Here is a 17,412-nt window from a genome sequence, read left to right as displayed (position 1 = left end):
CCGGCTCATGCTTCACTGCGGAGCGTGACTGACACCGGCCTGCCTCGCTTCTGGCGGAGGGTCCATCTGGACCTCCTCCGCTACGCGGGCTGCGTGTGTCGTCCGTCCTGTTGATTCGCCTTTCCTCCCGCGTGGCATGGCCACGCTCCTTTCGCGATCACCCAGGACGGTTCCCGTGTCCGACGTTTCCCTTTCTTCTCCGGTGCGCGTCTCCCCCGCCGACGCCTCGCCCCCCAGCGCGGCCGATCTGCTGGACTTCGTCTGCCGTACCGCCGCCGACGCCGAACTCGTCGCCTCGCTCCCGCTCGATCCGGAGGGCCGCACCTGGCTGCGGCTGGACGGGCCGGGCGGCAGCGAGGCGTGGCTGATCGCCTGGCCGCCCGGCACCGGCACCGGCTGGCACGACCACGGCGGTTCGCACGGGGCGTTCGTGACGGCAGCCGGTGAGCTGAACGAACAGTCACTGGCCGTCCGTCTGCCCACCGACGGCTGGAAGACCCTCGAACTGGCCGAGGGCGTGGACCGCGAACGGCGGCTGTCCGCCGGGCGGGGCCGGGCCTTCGGAACGCACCATGTCCACGAGGTCATCAACCCTTCGTCGGAGCGGCACGCGGTGTCGGTGCACGCCTACTATCCGCCGCTGCCGCTGATGCGGCGCTACAGCCGCACCGACCAGGTGCTGCGGCTGGAGCAGGTCGAGCGGCCGCAGGAATGGGAGTAGAGCGATGAGTGCGGCACACGCGAAGAACACGGCGCAGCGGAGCGTGGACGAGCTGCTGGCCGAGGCACGCCAGGGGCTGGACCGGATCGGCCCCGAGGAGGCCGCTGCCGTGCAGTCCGCGGGCGGGCTGCTGGTGGACATCCGGTACGCGGCGCTGCGGGAGCACGACGGCACCATCCCGGGGGCGCTGATCGTCGAGCGGAACGAGCTGGAGTGGCGGCTCGACCCGCAGTGCGACCACCGGCTGCCCGAGGCCACCCACCACGATCTGCCGGTCGTGGTGGTGTGCAACGAGGGCTACGCCTCCAGCTTCGCGGCGGTCTCGCTGCGCCAGCTGGGCCTGGTGCGGGCGACCGACCTCGTCGGCGGCTTCCAGGCCTGGCGGGCGGCCGGTCTCCCGGTGCGCTGACTTCCGGCCCGCTGGATCCCGCCCGGCGCGCGGCCCCCAGCGGCCGGACCGCCCCCGTGCGACCGGCCCCGCGACCGGCCCCCGTACCGGCTAGGGCCCTGCGGTCCGAAGGGTCAGAGGTCGGGCAGATGGTGCTCCAGCAGCTCCGGGTCCTCGCCCTCCTCCTCCAGCGCGCGCCGCACCACCCGGAGTGCCAGGCCCTCGGGATACCCCTTGCGGGCCAGCATTCCGGCGAGGCGGCGCAGCCGCTTCTCCCGGTCGAGGCCGCGCGTGGTGCGCAGCTTGCGCTCGACCAGCTCGCGGGCGGTCCGCTCCTCCTGGTCCGGATCGAGCTGCTCCACGGCATCGGCGATCAGCGTGGAGTCGACGCCCTTGGTGCGCAGCTCACGGGCGAGCGCGCGCCGGGCCAGACCCCGGCTGTGGTGCCGGGACTCCACCCAGGCGCCCGCGAACGCCGCGTCGTCGATCAGCCCGACGTCCTCGAAGCGGGACAGCACCTCCTGCGCCGCCTCGTCGGGGATGCCGCGGGTGCGCAGGGCGTCCGCGAGCTGCTTACGGGTCCGCGGGGTCCCGGTGAGCAGGCGCAGGCAGATCGCCCGCGCCTGCTCCTCCGGGCCGAGCGGCGTCCCCTGCTCGGCCCTCGACGAGGAGGGGGCGCCGCGATCCGGACGGTCCGGGGGCTCCGGACGGCCCGGGCCGTCCTGCCAGTCGGTCCGCCGTGTCATGGATCAGCTCTTCGCCGTGGCGGTCTTGGCCGCCTTCGCCCCGGACTTGGCCGCCGGAGCCGCCGCGGGCTTCGCCGGTGCGGCGTCGGGCGCGGCACCCGCCGCGTCCGGGCCGGGCTCGGCTGCCGGGTCCGCGGGCTTCACACCGATGCCGAGCTTCTCCTTGATCTTCTTCTCGATCTCATTGGCGAGATCGGGGTTGTCCTTCAGGAAGTTGCGGGCGTTCTCCTTGCCCTGGCCGAGCTGGTCGCCCTCGTAGGTGTACCAGGCACCGGACTTGCGGACGAAGCCGTGCTCGACGCCCATGTCGATCAGACCGCCCTCGCGGCTGATGCCCTGGCCGTAGAGGATGTCGAACTCGGCCTGCTTGAAGGGCGGCGCGACCTTGTTCTTGACGACCTTGCAACGGGTGCGGTTGCCGACCGCGTCCGTACCGTCCTTCAGGGTCTCGATACGACGGATGTCGATGCGGACCGAGGCGTAGAACTTCAGGGCCCGGCCACCGGTCGTCGTCTCCGGGGAGCCGAACATGACGCCGATCTTCTCGCGCAGCTGGTTGATGAAGATCGCGGTGGTCTTGGACTGGTTCAGCGCACTGGTGATCTTGCGGAGCGCCTGGCTCATCAGCCGGGCCTGGAGACCGACGTGGGAGTCGCCCATCTCACCCTCGATCTCCGCGCGCGGCACCAGAGCGGCGACGGAGTCGATGACGATGAGGTCGAGCGCGCCGGAGCGGACCAGCATGTCGGTGATCTCGAGCGCCTGCTCGCCGTTGTCCGGCTGGGACAGGATCAGCGAGTCGGTGTCCACGCCCAGCTTCTGCGCGTAGTCGGGGTCGAGCGCGTGCTCCGCGTCCACGAAGGCCACGGCGCCGCCCGCCCGCTGGGCGTTGGCCACCGCGTGCAGGGTCAGGGTCGTCTTACCGGAGGACTCCGGGCCGTAGACCTCCACCACGCGGCCACGCGGAATCCCGCCCACGCCGAGGGCGACGTCAAGAGCGGTCGACCCGGTGGGGATGACCTCGATGGGGTCGTTCGGCCGGTCGCCCATGCGCATCACGGCGCCTTTGCCGAACTGCCGTTCAATCTGTGCGAGCGCGGCGTCGAGCGCCTTCTCGCGGTCGTTTCCTGCCATGGGTTCCACCCGGTTTGCTTGAGTCGATCGCTTCACGTCCATGACGCTAGCGCCTGCCACTGACAAGCGGCCCGGACATGCTCGGCCTGTGGATAACCGGGCCGGGCCTCCATGAGAATGGATGTTCGATTTTTGTGTCAACTGCGCCGCGACAGCGCGTGTCGCATGCGTGCCAGCGCGGAGGCACCGCGCCGCCGCGTCCGCCCGTGCATCCGCGGATCGTCCGTCACGTCGTAGCGCTTGATGTACGCGCCGAGGAACGCCTGCAGCGTCGCGGTCGCCGGGATCGCGATCAGCGCCCCCACCGCGCCGAGCAGCGCGGTGCCCGCGATCACCGATCCGAAGGAGACGGCGGGGTGGATGTCCACGGTCCGTGACGTGATCCTCGGCTGCAGCAGGTAGTTCTCGAACTGCTGGTAGACCACGACGAAGACCAGCACCCAGATCGCGTACCAGGGGTTGATGGTGAAGGCGATCAGCATCGGCAGGGCGCCCGCCAGATACGTGCCGATGGTCGGGATGAACTGCGAGATCAGCCCCACCCAGACGGCCAGCGCCGGGGCGTAGGGCACGCCCAGGCTCTCCAGCAGGATGTAGTGCGCGACACCGGAGATCAGTGCCATCAGACCCCGCGAGTAGATGTAGCCACCGGTCTTGGCGACCGCGATCTCCCAGGCCCGCAGCACCTCGGTCTGCCGGTTCGGCGGCAGGACGGAGCACAGCGCGCGGCGCAGCCGGGGGCCGTCGGCGGCGAAGTAGAAGGCGAACAGCGTCACCGTGAGGAGCCTGAACAGCCCGCCGAGCACCTGCGCGGAGACGTCGAGCACATTGTCGGCGCTGTTCTTCACGTAGCTCTGCAGCCAGTCCGAGTGGAGCATGCTGTCCTGGATCTCCAGCCGCGACAGCCGGGTGTGGAACGTGTCGTTGATCCAGCTGACCACCTGATCGAGGTACTTCGGGAAGTCCTCGACCATGGTCATGATCTGGTCGGCCAGCATCGAGCCGAGCAGGGTGAAGAAGCCCGCGGCGACGATGAGGATGCCGAGGAAGACGATTCCGGTGGCCAGGCCCCGGCGGACGCCGCGCGCGGCCATGCGGTCCACGGCCGGCTCGACCGCGAGCGCCAGGAAGAACGCGATCAGGACGTTGAGCAGCAGTCCGGTCAGCTGGTCGAAGGCCCAGGTGGCAAGCCGGTAACAGGCCACCAGGGCAAGGGCGAGCACCATGGCGCGGGGCAGCCAGCGCGGCATGCGCGCGGGCTCCGCGGGCGCGTCCTTGGGGGCCTGTGCTGTGGTCGGGACGCCGTCAGCGTCGGGGGAGAGGGTCTCTTCGGTCGGGGCCACCCGGCAAGTGTGGCGTACACCCGTCCAAAAAATCCGGCCACCCCGGGAGTCCGGCTTTCCTCACACCTCCCGGCCCGCGCCCAGCCCTGGTCAGCGCTTCTCGGAAGGGATCTCCATCGCGGTGCACACCCCGCGCCAGACGTCCTTGGCGTCCCATCCGGCGGCGAGCGCCTGGTGGACGGTCCGGCCGCCGAGCTGGGACATCACATGATCGCGCGCGAAGGAGTCGGCGTACGTCTCACCGAAGTAATCCGCCATCCGCTGCCAGAAGACCGTCAACCGCATGCGCCCAGTATCGCGCTCCCGGGGTGCACCGGGGCGTGAGCCCCCTTCCGCAGGCGTTTCCCGCCCTACGGTCTGTCCCATGGATCGATCCGCAGCAGTCCCCTCCTCCCAGCCGACCCCGCCCGCGCCCGCCGCGCCGCTCGCGCGCGCCGCGCGGTTCGTGTGGCTGACCGCACGCGTGCTCGAGCAGCGCCGGTTCGCGTATCACTTCCAGGACGCCGACGCCGAGCCGGTCGAGACCGCGCTCGCCGCGTACCTGGGCGCCGACGGGGGCTACGGCCACGCCCTGGAGCCGGATCTGCGCGGCCCGGTGAGCCAGCCGCAGCACGTCGTGCACGCCCTGCGGGTGCTCGACGGGATCGGACGCTGCGGCGGGCAGCGGGTGGAGCGGCTGTGCCGCTATCTGACCGCGATCTCCACCCGGGACGGCGCGCTGCCCGCGTGCCTCCCTTCGCCGCCCGACTATCCGGCCGCCCCCTGGATCCGGCCGCCGGACCATCCGCGCGGTGATCTGCTGACCACCGGGCCGGTGGTGGGACTGCTGCATCGCAACGAGGTGTGGCACGCCTGGCTGTTCCGGGCCACCGACTTCTGCTGGGCCGCGGTGACGGCGCTGGAGGAGGGGGCCGTGGCGCGACCGTACGAGGTGGGGGCCGCCGTCGCCTTCCTGGACGGCGCGCCGGACCGGACGCGCGCCGAGGAGGTGGCCGAGCGGCTGGGCCGCCGGGTGCGGGAGCGGCGGCTGGTGGTGCTGGACCCCGAGCGCGCCGAGGACGGGCCCCTGCCGCCCGGCCACGGCCCCGGTGAGCACACCTTCGTGTACGACCTCGCCCGTACGCCCGGCTCGCTCGCCCGCCGCTGGTTCACCGACACCGAGGTGGAGCGCTCGCTGGACTTCCTGGCGGACGCGCAGCGGGAGGACGGCGGCTGGCCGGCCCGGCGGCGGACCTGGACCCCGGGGGCGGCGCTGGAGTGGCGGCCGGTGGTGACCGTGGAGGCGCTGCTCACCCTGCGCGCCTACGGCCGGGCGGTCTAGGAGATACCGCGCTGACCTGCGCGGACGGCCCGTTGTCAGTGGGGCGGTGCACGATGGGGGGCATGGCACGGTCGGCGCTGCACGCATTCTCCCCGGCCACCCGCGGGTGGTTCACCGGTGCCTTCTCCGCGCCCACGGCCGCGCAGGAGGGGGCGTGGCGGGCGATCGGCGAAGGCTCGGACGTGCTGGTGGTCGCCCCCACCGGCTCCGGCAAGACGCTGGCGGCGTTCCTCGCGGCGCTGGATCAGCTGGCCGCCGAGCCACCGCCCGCCGAGCCCCGCAAGCGCTGCCGGGTGCTGTACGTATCGCCGCTGAAGGCCCTGGCGGTGGATGTGGAGCGCAATCTGCGGAGTCCGCTCACCGGCATCCGGCAGGAGTCGGTGCGGCTCGGCCTGCCCGAGCCGGAGATCCGGGTGGGCATCCGCTCCGGTGACACCCCGGCCGCCGAGCGCCGCGCCCTGGCCAGCCGCCCGCCGGACATCCTCATCACCACGCCCGAGTCGCTGTTCCTGATGCTCACCTCCGCCACCCGGGAGGCGCTGCGCGGGGTGGAGACGGTGATCCTCGACGAGGTCCACGCCGTCGCGGGGACGAAGCGCGGTGCGCATCTCGCCCTCTCCCTGGAGCGGCTGGACGAGCTGCTGGACCGGCCCGCCCGGCGGATCGGTCTGTCCGCGACGGTGCGCCCGGTGGACGAGGTGGCACGCTTCCTGTCACCGCGGCGCGCGGTGGAGATCGTCCAGCCGCCCTCGGGCAAGGAGTTCGACCTGTCGGTGGTCGTCCCCGTCGAGGATCTGGGGGAGCTGGGCGGCTCCCCGGCCCAGGACGGGAAGCCCGGCGAGAAGCCGTCGATCTGGCCGCATGTGGAGGAGCGGATCGCCGATCTCGTCCAGGCGCACCGGTCCACGATCGTCTTCGCCAACTCCCGCAGACTGGCCGAGCGGCTGTGCAACCGGCTCAACGAGATCGCCTACGAGCGGGCCACCGGTGAGGCGCTGCCCGAGGACCACTCCCCCGCCGAGCTGATGGCCGAGGCCGGTGCCGCCCGTGGGGCGCCCGCGCTGCTCGCCCGCGCGCACCACGGCTCGGTGTCCAAGGAGCAGCGAGCCCTGGTCGAGGAGGACTTGAAGGCGGGCCGGCTGCCCGCCGTCGTGGCCACCTCCAGCCTGGAGCTGGGCATCGACATGGGGGCGGTGGACCTGGTCGTGCAGGTCGAGTCGCCGCCCTCGGTGGCCTCCGGGCTGCAGCGGGTGGGCCGGGCAGGCCACCAGGTGGGCGCGGTCTCCACGGGTGTGGTGTTCCCCAAGTACCGCGGCGATCTGGTGCAGGCGGCGGTGGTCACCGAGCGGATGCGGGAGGGGGCCATCGAGTCGCTGCGGGTGCCCGCGAACCCGCTGGACGTGCTCGCCCAGCAGCTCATCGCCATGACGGCCATGGACAGCTGGGACGTGGAGGAGCTGCTGGCCCTGGTCCGCCGTGCCGCCCCGTTCGCCTCGCTTCCGGAGTCGGCGTACACCTCGGTCCTCGACATGCTCGCGGGCCGCTATCCCTCCGACGCCTTCGCCGAGCTGCGGCCGCGCCTGGTGTGGGACCGGGTCGCCCAGACGGTCACGGGGCGGCCGGGGGCGCAGCGGCTCGCGGTGACCTCCGGCGGCACCATCCCCGACCGCGGGCTGTTCGGCGTCTTCCTGGCGGGCGCGGACCCGAAGAAGGGCGGTGGCAGGGTCGGGGAGCTGGACGAGGAGATGGTCTACGAGTCGCGGGTGGGCGATGTGTTCACCCTGGGCACCACGTCCTGGCGGATCGAGGACATCACCCGCGACCGCGTCCTGGTCTCCCCCGCTCCCGGTGTCCCCGGGCGGCTCCCCTTCTGGAAGGGCGACCAGCTCGGCCGCCCGCTCGAACTGGGCCGGGCGCTGGGCGCGTTCCTGCGGGAGGTCGGCGCGCTCACCCCCGAGAAGGCCCGCGCGCGGCTGCTGGCCGCCGGGCTCGACGCCTGGGCCGCCGACAACGTGATCGCGTACCTCGGCGAGCAGCGCGAGGCCTGCGGCCATGTGCCGGACGACCGGACGATCGTGGTGGAGCGCTTCCGTGACGAGCTGGGCGACTGGCGCGTGGTGATCCACTCCCCCTTCGGAGCGCAGGTCCACGCCCCGTGGGCGCTCGCGCTCGGCGCGCGGCTGTCCGAGCGGTACGGCATGGACACCCAGGTGATGCACGCGGACGACGGCATCGTGCTGCGGCTGCCCGACGCGGACCTCATGGGCCTTGACCTGCTCGACGCGGATCCGATGCGGCAGGGCACCGAGTACGACGGCGAGCAGTCCCCCGTCGGGGCGGCCGATGTCGCCTTCGACCAGGGCGAGGTGTCCCAGATCGTCACCGACCAGGTCGGCGGCTCGGCCCTGTTCGCCTCCCGGTTCCGCGAATGCGCCGCCCGCGCCCTGCTGTTGCCCCGCCGCGACCCCGGCAAGCGCACCCCGCTGTGGCAGCAGCGTCAGCGCGCCGCCCAGCTCCTCCAGGTGGCGAGCGAGTTCGGTTCGTTCCCGATCGTCCTGGAGGCCGTCCGCGAATGCCTCCAGGACGTCTTCGACGTGCCCGGCCTCACCGAGCTGATGGGCGACCTCGAGGCCCGGCGGGTGCGGCTGGTGGAGGTGACCACCCCGGAGCCCTCCCCCTTCGCCCGCTCGCTGCTCTTCGGCTACGTGGCGCAGTTCCTGTACGAGGGCGACTCGCCGCTGGCCGAGCGCCGCGCCGCGGCCCTCTCCCTGGACTCCCGGCTGCTGGCCGAACTGCTGGGCCAGGCCGAGCTGCGCGAGCTGCTGGACGCCGACGTCCTGGACGAGCTGGAGCGCGAACTGCAGTGGCTCACCGAGGACCGCCGGGTCAAGGACGCCGAGGGCGTCGCCGATCTGCTGCGGCTGCTCGGCCCGCTCACCGGCGCCGAGCTGACCGCGCGCGGCGCCGACCCGGCGTGGGCGGCCGAGCTGGAGCGGGCCCGGCGCGCCATCCGGGTCCGTATCGCGGGCGCGGAGCACTGGGCCGCCGTCGAGGACGCGGGGCGGCTGCGCGACGCGCTGGGCACGGCGCTGCCGGTCGGCGTCCCCGAGGCGTTCACCGAGCCCGTGAGCGACCCGCTCGGCGATCTGCTGGCCCGCTACGCCCGCACCCACGGCCCGTTCACCTCCGCCGAGGCGGCCACCCGGCTGGGGCTGGGCACGGCCGTCACGGATGGCGCGCTGCAGCGCCTGGCCGCGAGCGGCCGCGTCGTCCAAGGCGAATTCCATCCGGCGGGCACCGCACACGAATGGTGCGACGCCACCGTGCTGCGCAGGCTGCGGCGGCGCTCGCTGGCCGCGCTGCGCCAGGAGCTGGAGCCCGTACCGCCTCCGGCGCTCGCCGCCTTCCTCCCCCAGTGGCAGCATCTGGGCACCCACAGCCTGCGGGGCATCGACGGGCTGGTGCGCGCCGTCGAGCAGCTCCAGGGCGCACCGGTCCCGGCCTCCGCCCTGGAGAAGCTCGTCCTGCCCTCCCGGGTCGGCGACTACAGCCCGACGATGCTCGACGAGCTGACCGCCGCCGGTGAGGTCGTCTGGGCCGGGGCGGGCGCGCTGCCCGGCAAGGACGGCTGGGTCAGCCTCCACCTCGCCGAGACCGCGCCGCTGCTCCTGCACACCCCGCACCCCTTCGAGGCGGGCCCGCTCCACCAGGCCGTGCTGGACGCGCTGGACGGGGGCTTCGGCCTGTTCTTCCGGCAGATCGCCGAACAGGTCCGGGCCGCCGGTCATGAGTTCCAGGACGCCCAGCTCGCCGAGGCCATATGGGATCTGGCCTGGTCCGGGCGGCTCACCGGCGACACCCTGGCACCGTTGCGCTCCCTGCTGGGCTCGGGCCGCACCGCGGGCGCCACCGCCCACCGCGCCAAGCGCTCGGTCCCCCGGGGCCGGTACGGCACGCTGACGGGGCGCACCGGCCGCCCCACCGCCTCGCGCAGCGGGCCGCCGACCGTCGCCGGGCGCTGGTCCCTGCTGCCGGAGCGCGAGGCCGATCCCACCCACCGCGCGCACGCCCTGGCGCGCACCCTGCTGGACCGGCACGGCGTGGTCACCCGCGGGGCGGTCGCCGCCGAGGGCGTCGAGGGCGGCTTCTCCGCCGCGTACCGGGTGCTGTCCGCCTTCGAGGAGACCGGCCAGGCGCGCCGCGGCTATGTGGTGGAGGGTCTGGGTGCCGCGCAGTTCGCGATGGACGGCGCGGTCGACCGGCTGCGCGCGGTCAGCACGGCGCGCGACCGGGCGGCGGGCGCGGCCTTCGGCGGCGGTCCGCCGGGGCAGTCGTCCCCGCGCACCGCCGTCCTCGCCGCCGCCGACCCCGCGAACGCGTACGGCGCGGCCCTCCCCTGGCCGGATCCGCCCGCGGGCGCGAACCACCGGCCGGGCCGCAAGGCGGGCGCGCTGGTGGTACTGGCCGACGGCGAACTGACCCTCTACATGGAGCGTGGCGGCAAGACCCTGCTCGCCTGGCCTACGGGCGAGGCCGAGGCGGCGTCCCCGGAGGACGACGCCCGGCTGCGTACCGCGGTGGAGGCCCTGGCCCAGTCCGCCCGCGCGGGCACCCTCGGCTCGGTGACCGTCGAGCGGGTCAACGGCGCCGCGGCGCTGTCCTCGCCGATCGGCCGCGTCCTGGAGGCCGCGGGCTTCCACGCGACCCCGCGCGGCCTGCGGCTGCGCCCCTGAGGGGGCGGAGATGCCCGAGGGAGACACCGTCTGGCAGACGGCCCGGCGCCTCGACGACGCACTGGCGGGCCCGCCGCTCACCGGCTGCGATCTGCGGGTGCCCAAGCTGGCGACCGTCGACCTCACCGGCCGCCGGGTCCTGCAGGTGGTCGCGCGCGGCAAGCATCTGCTGACCCGGGTGGAGGGCGGGCTGACCCTCCACTCCCATCTGCGGATGGACGGCGCGTGGCTGGTGTACGGCCACGGCGAGCGCTGGCGCGGCGGTCCGCACCACCAGATCCGTGCCGTCCTGGCCACGGCCGAGCGCACCGCCGTGGGCTACCGCCTCCCGGTCCTGGAGCTGATGCGCACCGCGGACGAGGACCGTGCGGTGGGCCACCTCGGGCCCGACCTCCTCGGCCCGGACTGGGACCCGGACGAGGCGCTGAGGCGGCTGCTCGCCGACCCGTCCCGCCCGGTGGGCGAGGCGCTGCTGGACCAGCGCAACCTGGCCGGGATCGGCAATGTGTACAAGTGCGAGCTGTGCTTCGTGCTACGGATCTCTCCCTGGCTGCCGATCGGCCGCATCCCCTCCCCCGAGCGCCTGGTGGCCCTCGCCCAGCGGCTGCTGGAGGCCAACCGGACGCGCCGGGCACGGGTCACCACGGCGCACGACCGCCCCGACCGGCGGCTGTGGGTGTACGGCCGCGCTGGGCGGCCCTGCATGCGCTGCGGTACACCGGTGCGCGCCACGGACCAGGAGCGTGCGGGACAGGGACATGCGGGGCAGAAGCGTATGACCTTCTGGTGCCCGGTGTGCCAGCCGGAGCCGCCCCCGCCAGAGTAATTGACGGGCCGTCAGATCTAGCCGTACCGTCGCCCCATGGCCCTCACGGCGTACGACCTCACCGGCCGCACGGCACTGGTCACCGGCGCCGCGAGCGGTATCGGCCGGGCCACCGCCGCCCTGCTAGCGGCGGCCGGGGCGACCGTACACTGCGCCGACCTGGACGAGAAGGGCACCCGGCGCACCGCGGAGCGCATCACCGCCGACGGCGGCAGCGCCCACGCCCACCTCCTCGACGTCACCGACCGCGCCCAGGTCGCGGCCGTCGTGACCGGCGCCGCCACGGCGGCCGTCCGCGCCGGGGGCCACCTCGCCGTGATGGCCGCCGTCGCCGGGATCATGCACCGAAGCCCGGTCCTGGAGACGGCGGAGGCCGATCTGGACCGGGTACTGGCGGTCAACTTCAAGGGCGTGCTGTACGGCTGCCAGGAAGCAGCCCGTGCCATGATCGACCATGGCGCCGGAGGGTCCATCGTCACCATGGCGTCCGGCGCGATCGACTCCGGCACCCCCGGGCTGCTGTGCTACGGCGTCGCCAAGGCCGCCGTGGTCCAGCTGACCCGGACCCTCGCCGCCGAGGTGGGACACCACGGCATCCGCGTCAACGCGGTCGCCCCCGGCTGGGTCCGTACGCCCATGACGCGGCGCGGCACCGCCGAGGAGCAGCGACGCGCCGAGGCACCCATGATCCGTCACGCACCGCTGGGGCGGGTGGGCGAGCCGGAAGACGTCGCCCACGCGGTCCTGTACCTGGCGTCGGACGCCTCCGCGTTCACGACCGGCCAGATCCTGCGCCCGAATGGCGGAGTCGCGATGCCCTGGTGAGCCGCTCGCGCACGCTTACGCGCCGGGGCGAGGGACCGCAGTGCACGGGCAGCAGGCTCAGCCCCCAGCCGCCGATGGCGAACGCGCCCTCGACCGGTCCGGTCCCGTCCGGCTGCACCGCGAGCCGGAGCACGGACCACCACCACAGGCCGCCGAGGACGAGCGCGATCACCCATCGAACCGGCCTTCGGCGCAGGGTGCCGGCCCCTCCCACGGCTGCCATGCTGCCTCCTTCGGGCGACGCTAGACGCCTGTTCGCGCGCGGCGGGAGGGCGCACAGAAGGTCCGGCAGCGCGTGTCGGACCCCCGCGCTCCCCCAGTGTGCCCAGCCGCACCGCGGGGCGCACCCAGAGCGGGGCACACCCACGGCGGACCCATGAGCCGACGTCCGTCAGCTCGCAGACTGTGCGGCCATCGCCGGAGGCCGGGGCCCTGCCCGTCGATGACCACACAGGGTGCGAGCGGAAGTACCGCTCCCGCCTGTCTCGTCGCTCAGTGTCCGTTGACGTTCTCCGCCTGGAACATCCAGTGGTGCTTCTCCAGGTCCCGGGTGAGCCCGATGAGAATGTCCTGGGTCACCGGGTCCGGTTCGTCTGTCGCGGCGATGCGCTCACGCATGCGCGAGATCACGGACCCCAGTGCGTCCACGAGCGTCCTCACGGCGTCCGTGTCCTGGGTCCAGCCCTCCTTGGCGTTGCCGATGGCGCTCTGCTTGGCCACCGTCTCGGCCCGTCCATCCGGCGCTATCCCGAGCGCCGAGGCGCGCTCCGCGACGGTGTCGGCGTGCGTCCTGGCCGTCGACACCACATCGTCAAGCTGGAAGTGAACCGTGCGGAAACGCGGTCCGATGACTGTCCAGTGGATCTGCTTGCCCACCAGAGCGAGGTCGACGAGGTCGACGAGGGCGCCCTGCAGAGCGTCGCTGACGACCTTCAGGTTCTCCTCGGCGAGCGGGCTCTTGACCACAGACATCCACTTCCTCCTGTTCGACCGTTTAGCCCCCCTTGATTACCTCTCCACCAGTCAGGTGACCGGAAAGGCGCCGGTCAAACATCGAGCCCCGGCCGGTATCGCTACCGGCCGGGGCTCGAAGAGCTTCCGCGCTGACGTGAGGGCCGTCAGGCCGCCACGACGTCCACGGCCTCCTTCGGCGACTTGATGGTCACCCGCTCGTCCGGGACGCCCGTCACAGAGGTGACGGACACCGAATTGAGCATGGGCCGCATCGGTGCGGGCACCTTCTCGCTCGCCGTGGCCGACTCCGCCAGCTCCGCGAGCGACAGCTCGTCGCTGACCTCGCGCATGACCTGTGACATCCGTACGTCCAGGGCGTCGCAGATCGCCGACAGCAGCTCGGACGAGGCTTCCTTCTGCCCGCGCTCGACCTCTGACAGATAGCCGAGCGACACCCGGGCGGAGGAGGAAACCTCGCGCAGAGTACGGCCCTGGCGCTGGCGCTGCCGGCGCAGCACGTCACCCAGCAGGCGACGGAGCAGAATCATCGCTGGCTCCCTCCTCGGACCTCGGATCCGGATCCTTCTCGCCCCACCGTACCGCCTCTGGCTGTGCACGTGCGGGGAGCGATGTCGTGTTCACTCAGGGCTGCAAACATCAAAATTCGTCGTGTTGTTCCGTATCCTGTGCCCCCGCTGTCGCGATCAATTCGCTGAACAGCAGCTTGACCACGGCTCGGACGCTCTGTGCGCGGATTCCGGCGCGGTCCCCCTCCAGCCGCAGGGCCGCGGCCGCCGGGCTGTTCGAGGGCCCGGCGACTGCCACGTGGACGGTGCCCACCGGCTGGCCGTCCTGTGGTGTGGGACCCGCCACACCGGTGGTCGCCACCCCCCAGTCGGCGCCCAGGGCGCGCCGTACGCCCCGGGCCATCTGCCGGGCGACCTCCGCGTCCACCGCCCCGCGCTCGGCCAGCAGGGCGCCGTCCACACCCAGCAGGTCGCGCTTGAGATCGGTGGCGTACGCGGTCACCGAGCCGCGGAAGGCGCGGGAGGCCCCGTCCACGGCGGTCAGCTCGGCGGCCACCAGGCCGCCGGTCAGGGACTCGGCGACGGCCACGGTCTGCCCGCGCCGCCGCAGCAGCGCCAGCACGTCGGCCGCGCTGACCTCGGCTGGAACCCCGGCCGCCGCGCCGCCGCCCGCCGCCGTCTCGTCGCCGCTCACCGGGCCGGTTCCTGCCCGGGCTCCTCCCCGGCGGCGGCGATCTCCGCCGCGCGGCCGACCCGGCGCAGCACGAGCGCCTGCCGTACGTAGTCGAGGCCGGTGAGGACGGTCAGGGCGACGGCCACGGCCATCACCCAGAACCGCAGCGTGGCCAGCGGCCCGGTGAGCACGAGGATGTACATCCCCACGGCCACGCCCTGGGCGAGGGTCTTCATCTTCCCGCCGCGGCTGGCCGGGATGACCCCGATCCGGATCACCCAGAACCGCATCAGGGTGATCCCCAGCTCACGGAGGAGGATCACGCCCGTCACCCACCACGGCAGATCGCCGAGGGCCGACAGACAGATCAGCGCCGCCCCCATGATCGCCTTGTCCGCGATGGGGTCCGCGATCTTGCCGAAGTCGGTGACCAGGTTGTACCGGCGGGCCAGATGCCCGTCGAACAGGTCGGTGATCATGGCGATGGCGAAGGCGGCCCAGGCATAGGCGCGCCAGGTCGGGTCGTAGCCGCCGTTGTGGAGCATCAACAAAACCAGGCCGGGCACCAGGACCAGGCGCGCCATGGTGAGGATGTTGGCGATGTTCCACAAACCGGCGGGCCGGGTGGCCGCGGCGGCCCGGTGGTGGCTCCCCGCAGCGGAGGCCGGGACGCCTGTCATCTGGCCGCCTCCTCGGTAGACACGCCGCCGCCCCGCTGCTCCAGCGGTTCCAGCGGCTCCGCGACGAGGTCCACTCCCTCCGCCGCGATCACCTTCGCTTCGACCATACGTCCGGCGGCGGGCCGCGCCGACGTGCGGAGCACGGTCTGCCCGTCGGTCTCGGGCGCCTGGTGGGCGGCCCGGCCCAGCACGGCACCGGTGTCGTCGATCTCGTCCACCAGCACCGCGACGGTCTCGCCGAGCCGCTCGTCCGCCCGCTGGGCGGTCAGCTCCTCCGCGAGCCGCGAGATGTGCTCCAGCCGGTCCGCGACCTCGTCCGGGTCGAGCTTCTCCTCGTAGCCCGCGGCCTCGGTGCCGTCCTCGTCCGAGTACCCGAAGACGCCGATCGCGTCGAGCCGCGCCTCGCTGATGAAACGCTCCAGCTCGGCCACATCGTCCTCGGTCTCGCCGGGGAATCCCACGATGAAGTTCGAGCGGGCGCCTGCCTGCGGCGCCTTGCCTCTGATCTGTTCCAGCAGCTCCAGGAAGCGGTCTGTGTCGCCGAAGCGGCGCATCCGGCGCAGCACCGTGGGCGAGGAGTGCTGGAAGGACAGGTCGAAGTACGGGGCGACCTTCTCCGTGGAGGTCAGCACGTCGATCAGCCCGGGCCGCATCTCGGCGGGCTGGAGGTAGCTGACCCGGATCCGCTCGATCCCGTCCACCGCGGCCAGCTCGGGCAGCAGCGTCTCCAGCAGGCGGATGTCGCCCAGGTCCTTGCCGTACGAGGTGTTGTTCTCGGAGACCAGCATGACCTCCTTCACACCCTGCTCGGCCAGCCACCGGGTCTCCCCCAGCACATCGGAGGGACGGCGGGAGATGAACGAGCCACGGAAGGACGGGATGGCGCAGAAGGAGCACCGCCGGTCGCACCCGGAGGCCAGCTTCACGGAGGCGACGGGGCTGTTCCCGAGTCTGCGGCGCAGCGGGGCACGCGGGCCGGAGGCCGGGGCGACACCGTCGGGCAGGTCCGCGGGCGGGGTGTCCTGGGCGTGGCCGGGCAGCGCCACGGCGGAGCTGTCCTGCCGCTCGGCGGGGCTGATCGGCAGCAGCTTGCGCCGGTCGCGCGGGGTGTGGGCGGCGTGGATGCCACCGGAGAGGATGGTCTGCAGGCGGCCGGAGATGTCGGTGTAGTCGTCGAAGCCGAGCACCCCGTCGGCCTCGGGCAGCGCCTCGGCCAGTTCGTTGCCGTACCGCTCGGCCATGCAGCCGACGGCCACGACCGCCTGAGTGCGGCCGTGGTCCTTCAGATCGTTCGCCTCCAGCAGGGCGTCGACCGAGTCCTTCTTGGCGGCCTCGACGAAGCCACAGGTGTTGACGACGGCGACGTCGGCGTCGGCGGCTTGCTCGACGAGCTCCCAACCGTCCGCCGCCAAGCGGCCTGCGAGCTCCTCCGAGTCCACCTCGTTACGGGCGCAGCCAAGAGTGACAAGGGCGACAGTGCGGCGTTCGGGCATGGGCTCAGACTACTTTGTCCCAGCCCCGCCCTCCGCTGCCAGGTCTCCCACCCCGCCGCGGGGCTGGTCAGCCCGCTTCGGGATCGCCCTTGGTGTAGCTCAGTCGCTGAACCGTGCCGCTGTCGCTCAGGTTCTTGACTTCCTTGCCGTTCACGAAGAGCTTGATCGCCCCGGCGTTGCCCAGCACCAGGTCGATGCGCTTGCTGTCGCTGAAGGTCTTGGACTGGCCCTGCCGCAGCACGCCCTCTTCCATCAGCCGCCCGTTGTGGTCCTGGGCGGAGATCCAGCTCTGTCCGTCCTCGGCGGTCAGCTTGACGGTGACCTTGTCCGCGGGGACACCCGCGATGGCACTCTCGGACGGCTCGGGCTTGCGCTCGCCGGACTTGCTGGGGGCCGCGCTGGGGCTGCTGGAGGCGGACGCGGTCGGCTTGGCCGAGCCGGTCTCCTCGGCGACCGAGGAGCCGTCGTTCTTGTCGTTGCCGCTGAAAAGCGTGAAGCCGACGAATCCGACGACGGCGACGATCGCGGCGACCATCGCGGCCGTCCAGTTCGGCCGGCGGGGTTCGGGGCGGATGCGTTCGGCGTCGAACAGCGGCGCCGCCGGGGTCGGCTCGGGCCGGCCGCCGTGCTCGGCGTCGAATTGGTTGATCAAGGCCTCCGGGTCGAGCCGGACGGCGCGCGCGAGCACACGAATGTGCCCCCGGGCGTACACATCCCCGCCGCAGCGGGAGAAGTCGTCCTGCTCGATCCCCTGCACTATGGGCACGCGCACCCGGGTGGCGGAACTGACCTCGTCGACGGTCAGCCCCGCGGCGATGCGGGCCTGCTGGAGGGCGCGACCGACGGAAGGCCGGTCTTCTTCGGGGGAGTTACCGTCTTCGAGAGCGTTGCCGATGGACACGGGGGCGCCTTTCGAGCGTGTAGCCACCTGCTGGAGGTTCAGTCTAGGGGTGGGGCGAAAGGGTCGGGCAAGCGGGAGGACGGAGTTTGTCCGCCATCGGGATTGTCCTGTGACCTGCGGTCTGGGACCTCACTCCGCCACCTCCCT

General features: G+C 72.8%; 17 protein-coding genes. 7 read left to right on the top strand and 10 right to left on the bottom strand.

The window, feature by feature from the left end; genetic code table 11:
• Window positions 1-24 precede the first annotated feature (24 nt).
• The 3 genes from ACZ6CL_RS25985 to ACZ6CL_RS25975 are packed head-to-tail and all read left to right on the top strand — an operon-like array spanning window position 25 to window position 1,130.
• On the top strand, window positions 25-114 hold the full coding sequence (locus tag ACZ6CL_RS25985; protein ID WP_324618140.1) for a putative leader peptide: 90 nt from the start codon (window positions 25-27) through the stop codon (window positions 112-114).
• Between the two features lie 22 nt (window positions 115-136).
• Window positions 137-721, top strand: a complete 585-nt coding sequence (locus ACZ6CL_RS25980; RefSeq protein ID WP_468939381.1) for a cupin domain-containing protein — start codon at window positions 137-139, stop codon at window positions 719-721.
• A gap of 4 nt (window positions 722-725) precedes the next feature.
• The gene (locus ACZ6CL_RS25975; RefSeq protein WP_468939379.1) at window positions 726-1,130 is read left to right on the top strand and encodes a rhodanese-like domain-containing protein; all 405 of its coding nucleotides are present in this window, start codon (window positions 726-728) and stop codon (window positions 1,128-1,130) included.
• Between the two features lie 113 nt (window positions 1,131-1,243).
• Here ACZ6CL_RS25975 and recX read toward each other — a convergent pair whose 3' ends face one another.
• The 4 genes from recX to ACZ6CL_RS25955 form a co-directional block, all read right to left on the bottom strand.
• The gene (recX, locus tag ACZ6CL_RS25970; protein WP_468939376.1) at window positions 1,244-1,855 is read right to left on the bottom strand and encodes a recombination regulator RecX; all 612 of its coding nucleotides are present in this window, start codon (window positions 1,853-1,855) and stop codon (window positions 1,244-1,246) included.
• Between the two features lie 3 nt (window positions 1,856-1,858).
• Entirely contained in the window at window positions 1,859-2,989 is a 1,131-nt protein-coding gene (gene recA, locus ACZ6CL_RS25965) for a recombinase RecA (protein ID WP_468939374.1), read from the bottom strand.
• Between the two features lie 137 nt (window positions 2,990-3,126).
• Entirely contained in the window at window positions 3,127-4,332 is a 1,206-nt protein-coding gene (locus ACZ6CL_RS25960; protein ID WP_468939371.1) for an AI-2E family transporter, read from the bottom strand.
• Window positions 4,333-4,422: 90 nt separating this feature from the next.
• A complete protein-coding gene (locus tag ACZ6CL_RS25955) occupies window positions 4,423-4,617 on the bottom strand; it encodes a DUF3046 domain-containing protein (protein ID WP_468939368.1) in 195 nt (64 codons plus the stop codon).
• A gap of 79 nt (window positions 4,618-4,696) precedes the next feature.
• Here ACZ6CL_RS25955 and ACZ6CL_RS25950 point away from each other — a divergent pair, with 79 nt between their 5' ends.
• From ACZ6CL_RS25950 to ACZ6CL_RS25935, 4 genes are all read left to right on the top strand, one after another.
• Entirely contained in the window at window positions 4,697-5,653 is a 957-nt protein-coding gene (locus ACZ6CL_RS25950; RefSeq protein ID WP_468939366.1) for a hypothetical protein, read from the top strand.
• A 62-nt stretch (window positions 5,654-5,715) separates the two neighbouring features.
• On the top strand, window positions 5,716-10,386 hold the full coding sequence (locus ACZ6CL_RS25945) for an ATP-dependent helicase (protein WP_468939365.1): 4,671 nt from the start codon (window positions 5,716-5,718) through the stop codon (window positions 10,384-10,386).
• Window positions 10,387-10,396: 10 nt separating this feature from the next.
• A complete protein-coding gene (locus ACZ6CL_RS25940; protein ID WP_468939362.1) occupies window positions 10,397-11,212 on the top strand; it encodes an Fpg/Nei family DNA glycosylase in 816 nt (271 codons plus the stop codon).
• Window positions 11,213-11,248: 36 nt separating this feature from the next.
• Window positions 11,249-12,037: an SDR family NAD(P)-dependent oxidoreductase gene (locus ACZ6CL_RS25935; protein ID WP_468939360.1), complete on the top strand. Its 789-nt coding sequence runs from the start codon at window positions 11,249-11,251 to the stop codon at window positions 12,035-12,037.
• Window positions 12,038-12,529: 492 nt separating this feature from the next.
• Here the strand turns inward: ACZ6CL_RS25935 and ACZ6CL_RS25930 are convergent, their stop codons facing one another.
• The 6 genes from ACZ6CL_RS25930 to ACZ6CL_RS25905 all read right to left on the bottom strand — a co-directional run bounded on the left by ACZ6CL_RS25930 (window position 12,530) and on the right by ACZ6CL_RS25905 (window position 17,265).
• Window positions 12,530-13,009, bottom strand: coding sequence for a Dps family protein (locus tag ACZ6CL_RS25930; RefSeq protein ID WP_468939357.1), 480 nt, complete (start codon window positions 13,007-13,009; stop codon window positions 12,530-12,532).
• A 146-nt stretch (window positions 13,010-13,155) separates the two neighbouring features.
• On the bottom strand, window positions 13,156-13,539 hold the full coding sequence (locus ACZ6CL_RS25925) for a helix-turn-helix domain-containing protein (RefSeq protein WP_055549938.1): 384 nt from the start codon (window positions 13,537-13,539) through the stop codon (window positions 13,156-13,158).
• A gap of 109 nt (window positions 13,540-13,648) precedes the next feature.
• Window positions 13,649-14,212 (bottom strand): CinA family protein, encoded by a 564-nt coding sequence (locus ACZ6CL_RS25920; RefSeq protein WP_468939354.1) that lies wholly within the window; start codon window positions 14,210-14,212, stop codon window positions 13,649-13,651.
• The gene (pgsA, locus tag ACZ6CL_RS25915; protein WP_468939352.1) at window positions 14,209-14,871 is read right to left on the bottom strand and encodes a CDP-diacylglycerol--glycerol-3-phosphate 3-phosphatidyltransferase; all 663 of its coding nucleotides are present in this window, start codon (window positions 14,869-14,871) and stop codon (window positions 14,209-14,211) included. The genes ACZ6CL_RS25920 and pgsA overlap by 4 nt, the downstream gene beginning before the upstream one ends.
• The gene (gene rimO / locus ACZ6CL_RS25910) at window positions 14,868-16,364 is read right to left on the bottom strand and encodes a 30S ribosomal protein S12 methylthiotransferase RimO (protein WP_468939349.1); all 1,497 of its coding nucleotides are present in this window, start codon (window positions 16,362-16,364) and stop codon (window positions 14,868-14,870) included. Before rimO ends, pgsA begins: the two co-directional genes overlap by 4 nt.
• A 67-nt stretch (window positions 16,365-16,431) precedes the next feature.
• Window positions 16,432-17,265 (bottom strand): helix-turn-helix domain-containing protein, encoded by an 834-nt coding sequence (locus tag ACZ6CL_RS25905; protein ID WP_468939347.1) that lies wholly within the window; start codon window positions 17,263-17,265, stop codon window positions 16,432-16,434.
• Window positions 17,266-17,412: the final 147 nt, after the last annotated feature.

It is taken from the genome of Streptomyces sp. NPDC041200 (genome assembly GCF_055591805.1).
This window is presented reverse-complemented; position numbering and strand designations above follow the sequence as displayed.

Coding starts and splice junctions, on each gene's coding strand:
- pgsA (WP_468939352.1), bottom strand. CDS start 14,871: ATGACAGGCGTCCCGGCCTCCGCTGCGGGGAGCCACCACCGGGCCGCC.
- ACZ6CL_RS25955 (WP_468939368.1), bottom strand. CDS start 4,617: ATGCGGTTGACGGTCTTCTGGCAGCGGATGGCGGATTACTTCGGTGAG.
- rimO (WP_468939349.1), bottom strand. CDS start 16,364: ATGCCCGAACGCCGCACTGTCGCCCTTGTCACTCTTGGCTGCGCCCGT.
- ACZ6CL_RS25975 (WP_468939379.1), top strand. CDS start 726: ATGAGTGCGGCACACGCGAAGAACACGGCGCAGCGGAGCGTGGACGAG.
- ACZ6CL_RS25945 (WP_468939365.1), top strand. CDS start 5,716: ATGGCACGGTCGGCGCTGCACGCATTCTCCCCGGCCACCCGCGGGTGG.
- ACZ6CL_RS25935 (WP_468939360.1), top strand. CDS start 11,249: ATGGCCCTCACGGCGTACGACCTCACCGGCCGCACGGCACTGGTCACC.
- recA (WP_468939374.1), bottom strand. CDS start 2,989: ATGGCAGGAAACGACCGCGAGAAGGCGCTCGACGCCGCGCTCGCACAG.
- ACZ6CL_RS25950 (WP_468939366.1), top strand. CDS start 4,697: ATGGATCGATCCGCAGCAGTCCCCTCCTCCCAGCCGACCCCGCCCGCG.
- ACZ6CL_RS25940 (WP_468939362.1), top strand. CDS start 10,397: ATGCCCGAGGGAGACACCGTCTGGCAGACGGCCCGGCGCCTCGACGAC.
- recX (WP_468939376.1), bottom strand. CDS start 1,855: ATGACACGGCGGACCGACTGGCAGGACGGCCCGGGCCGTCCGGAGCCC.
- ACZ6CL_RS25925 (WP_055549938.1), bottom strand. CDS start 13,539: ATGATTCTGCTCCGTCGCCTGCTGGGTGACGTGCTGCGCCGGCAGCGC.
- ACZ6CL_RS25980 (WP_468939381.1), top strand. CDS start 137: ATGGCCACGCTCCTTTCGCGATCACCCAGGACGGTTCCCGTGTCCGAC.
- ACZ6CL_RS25930 (WP_468939357.1), bottom strand. CDS start 13,009: ATGTCTGTGGTCAAGAGCCCGCTCGCCGAGGAGAACCTGAAGGTCGTC.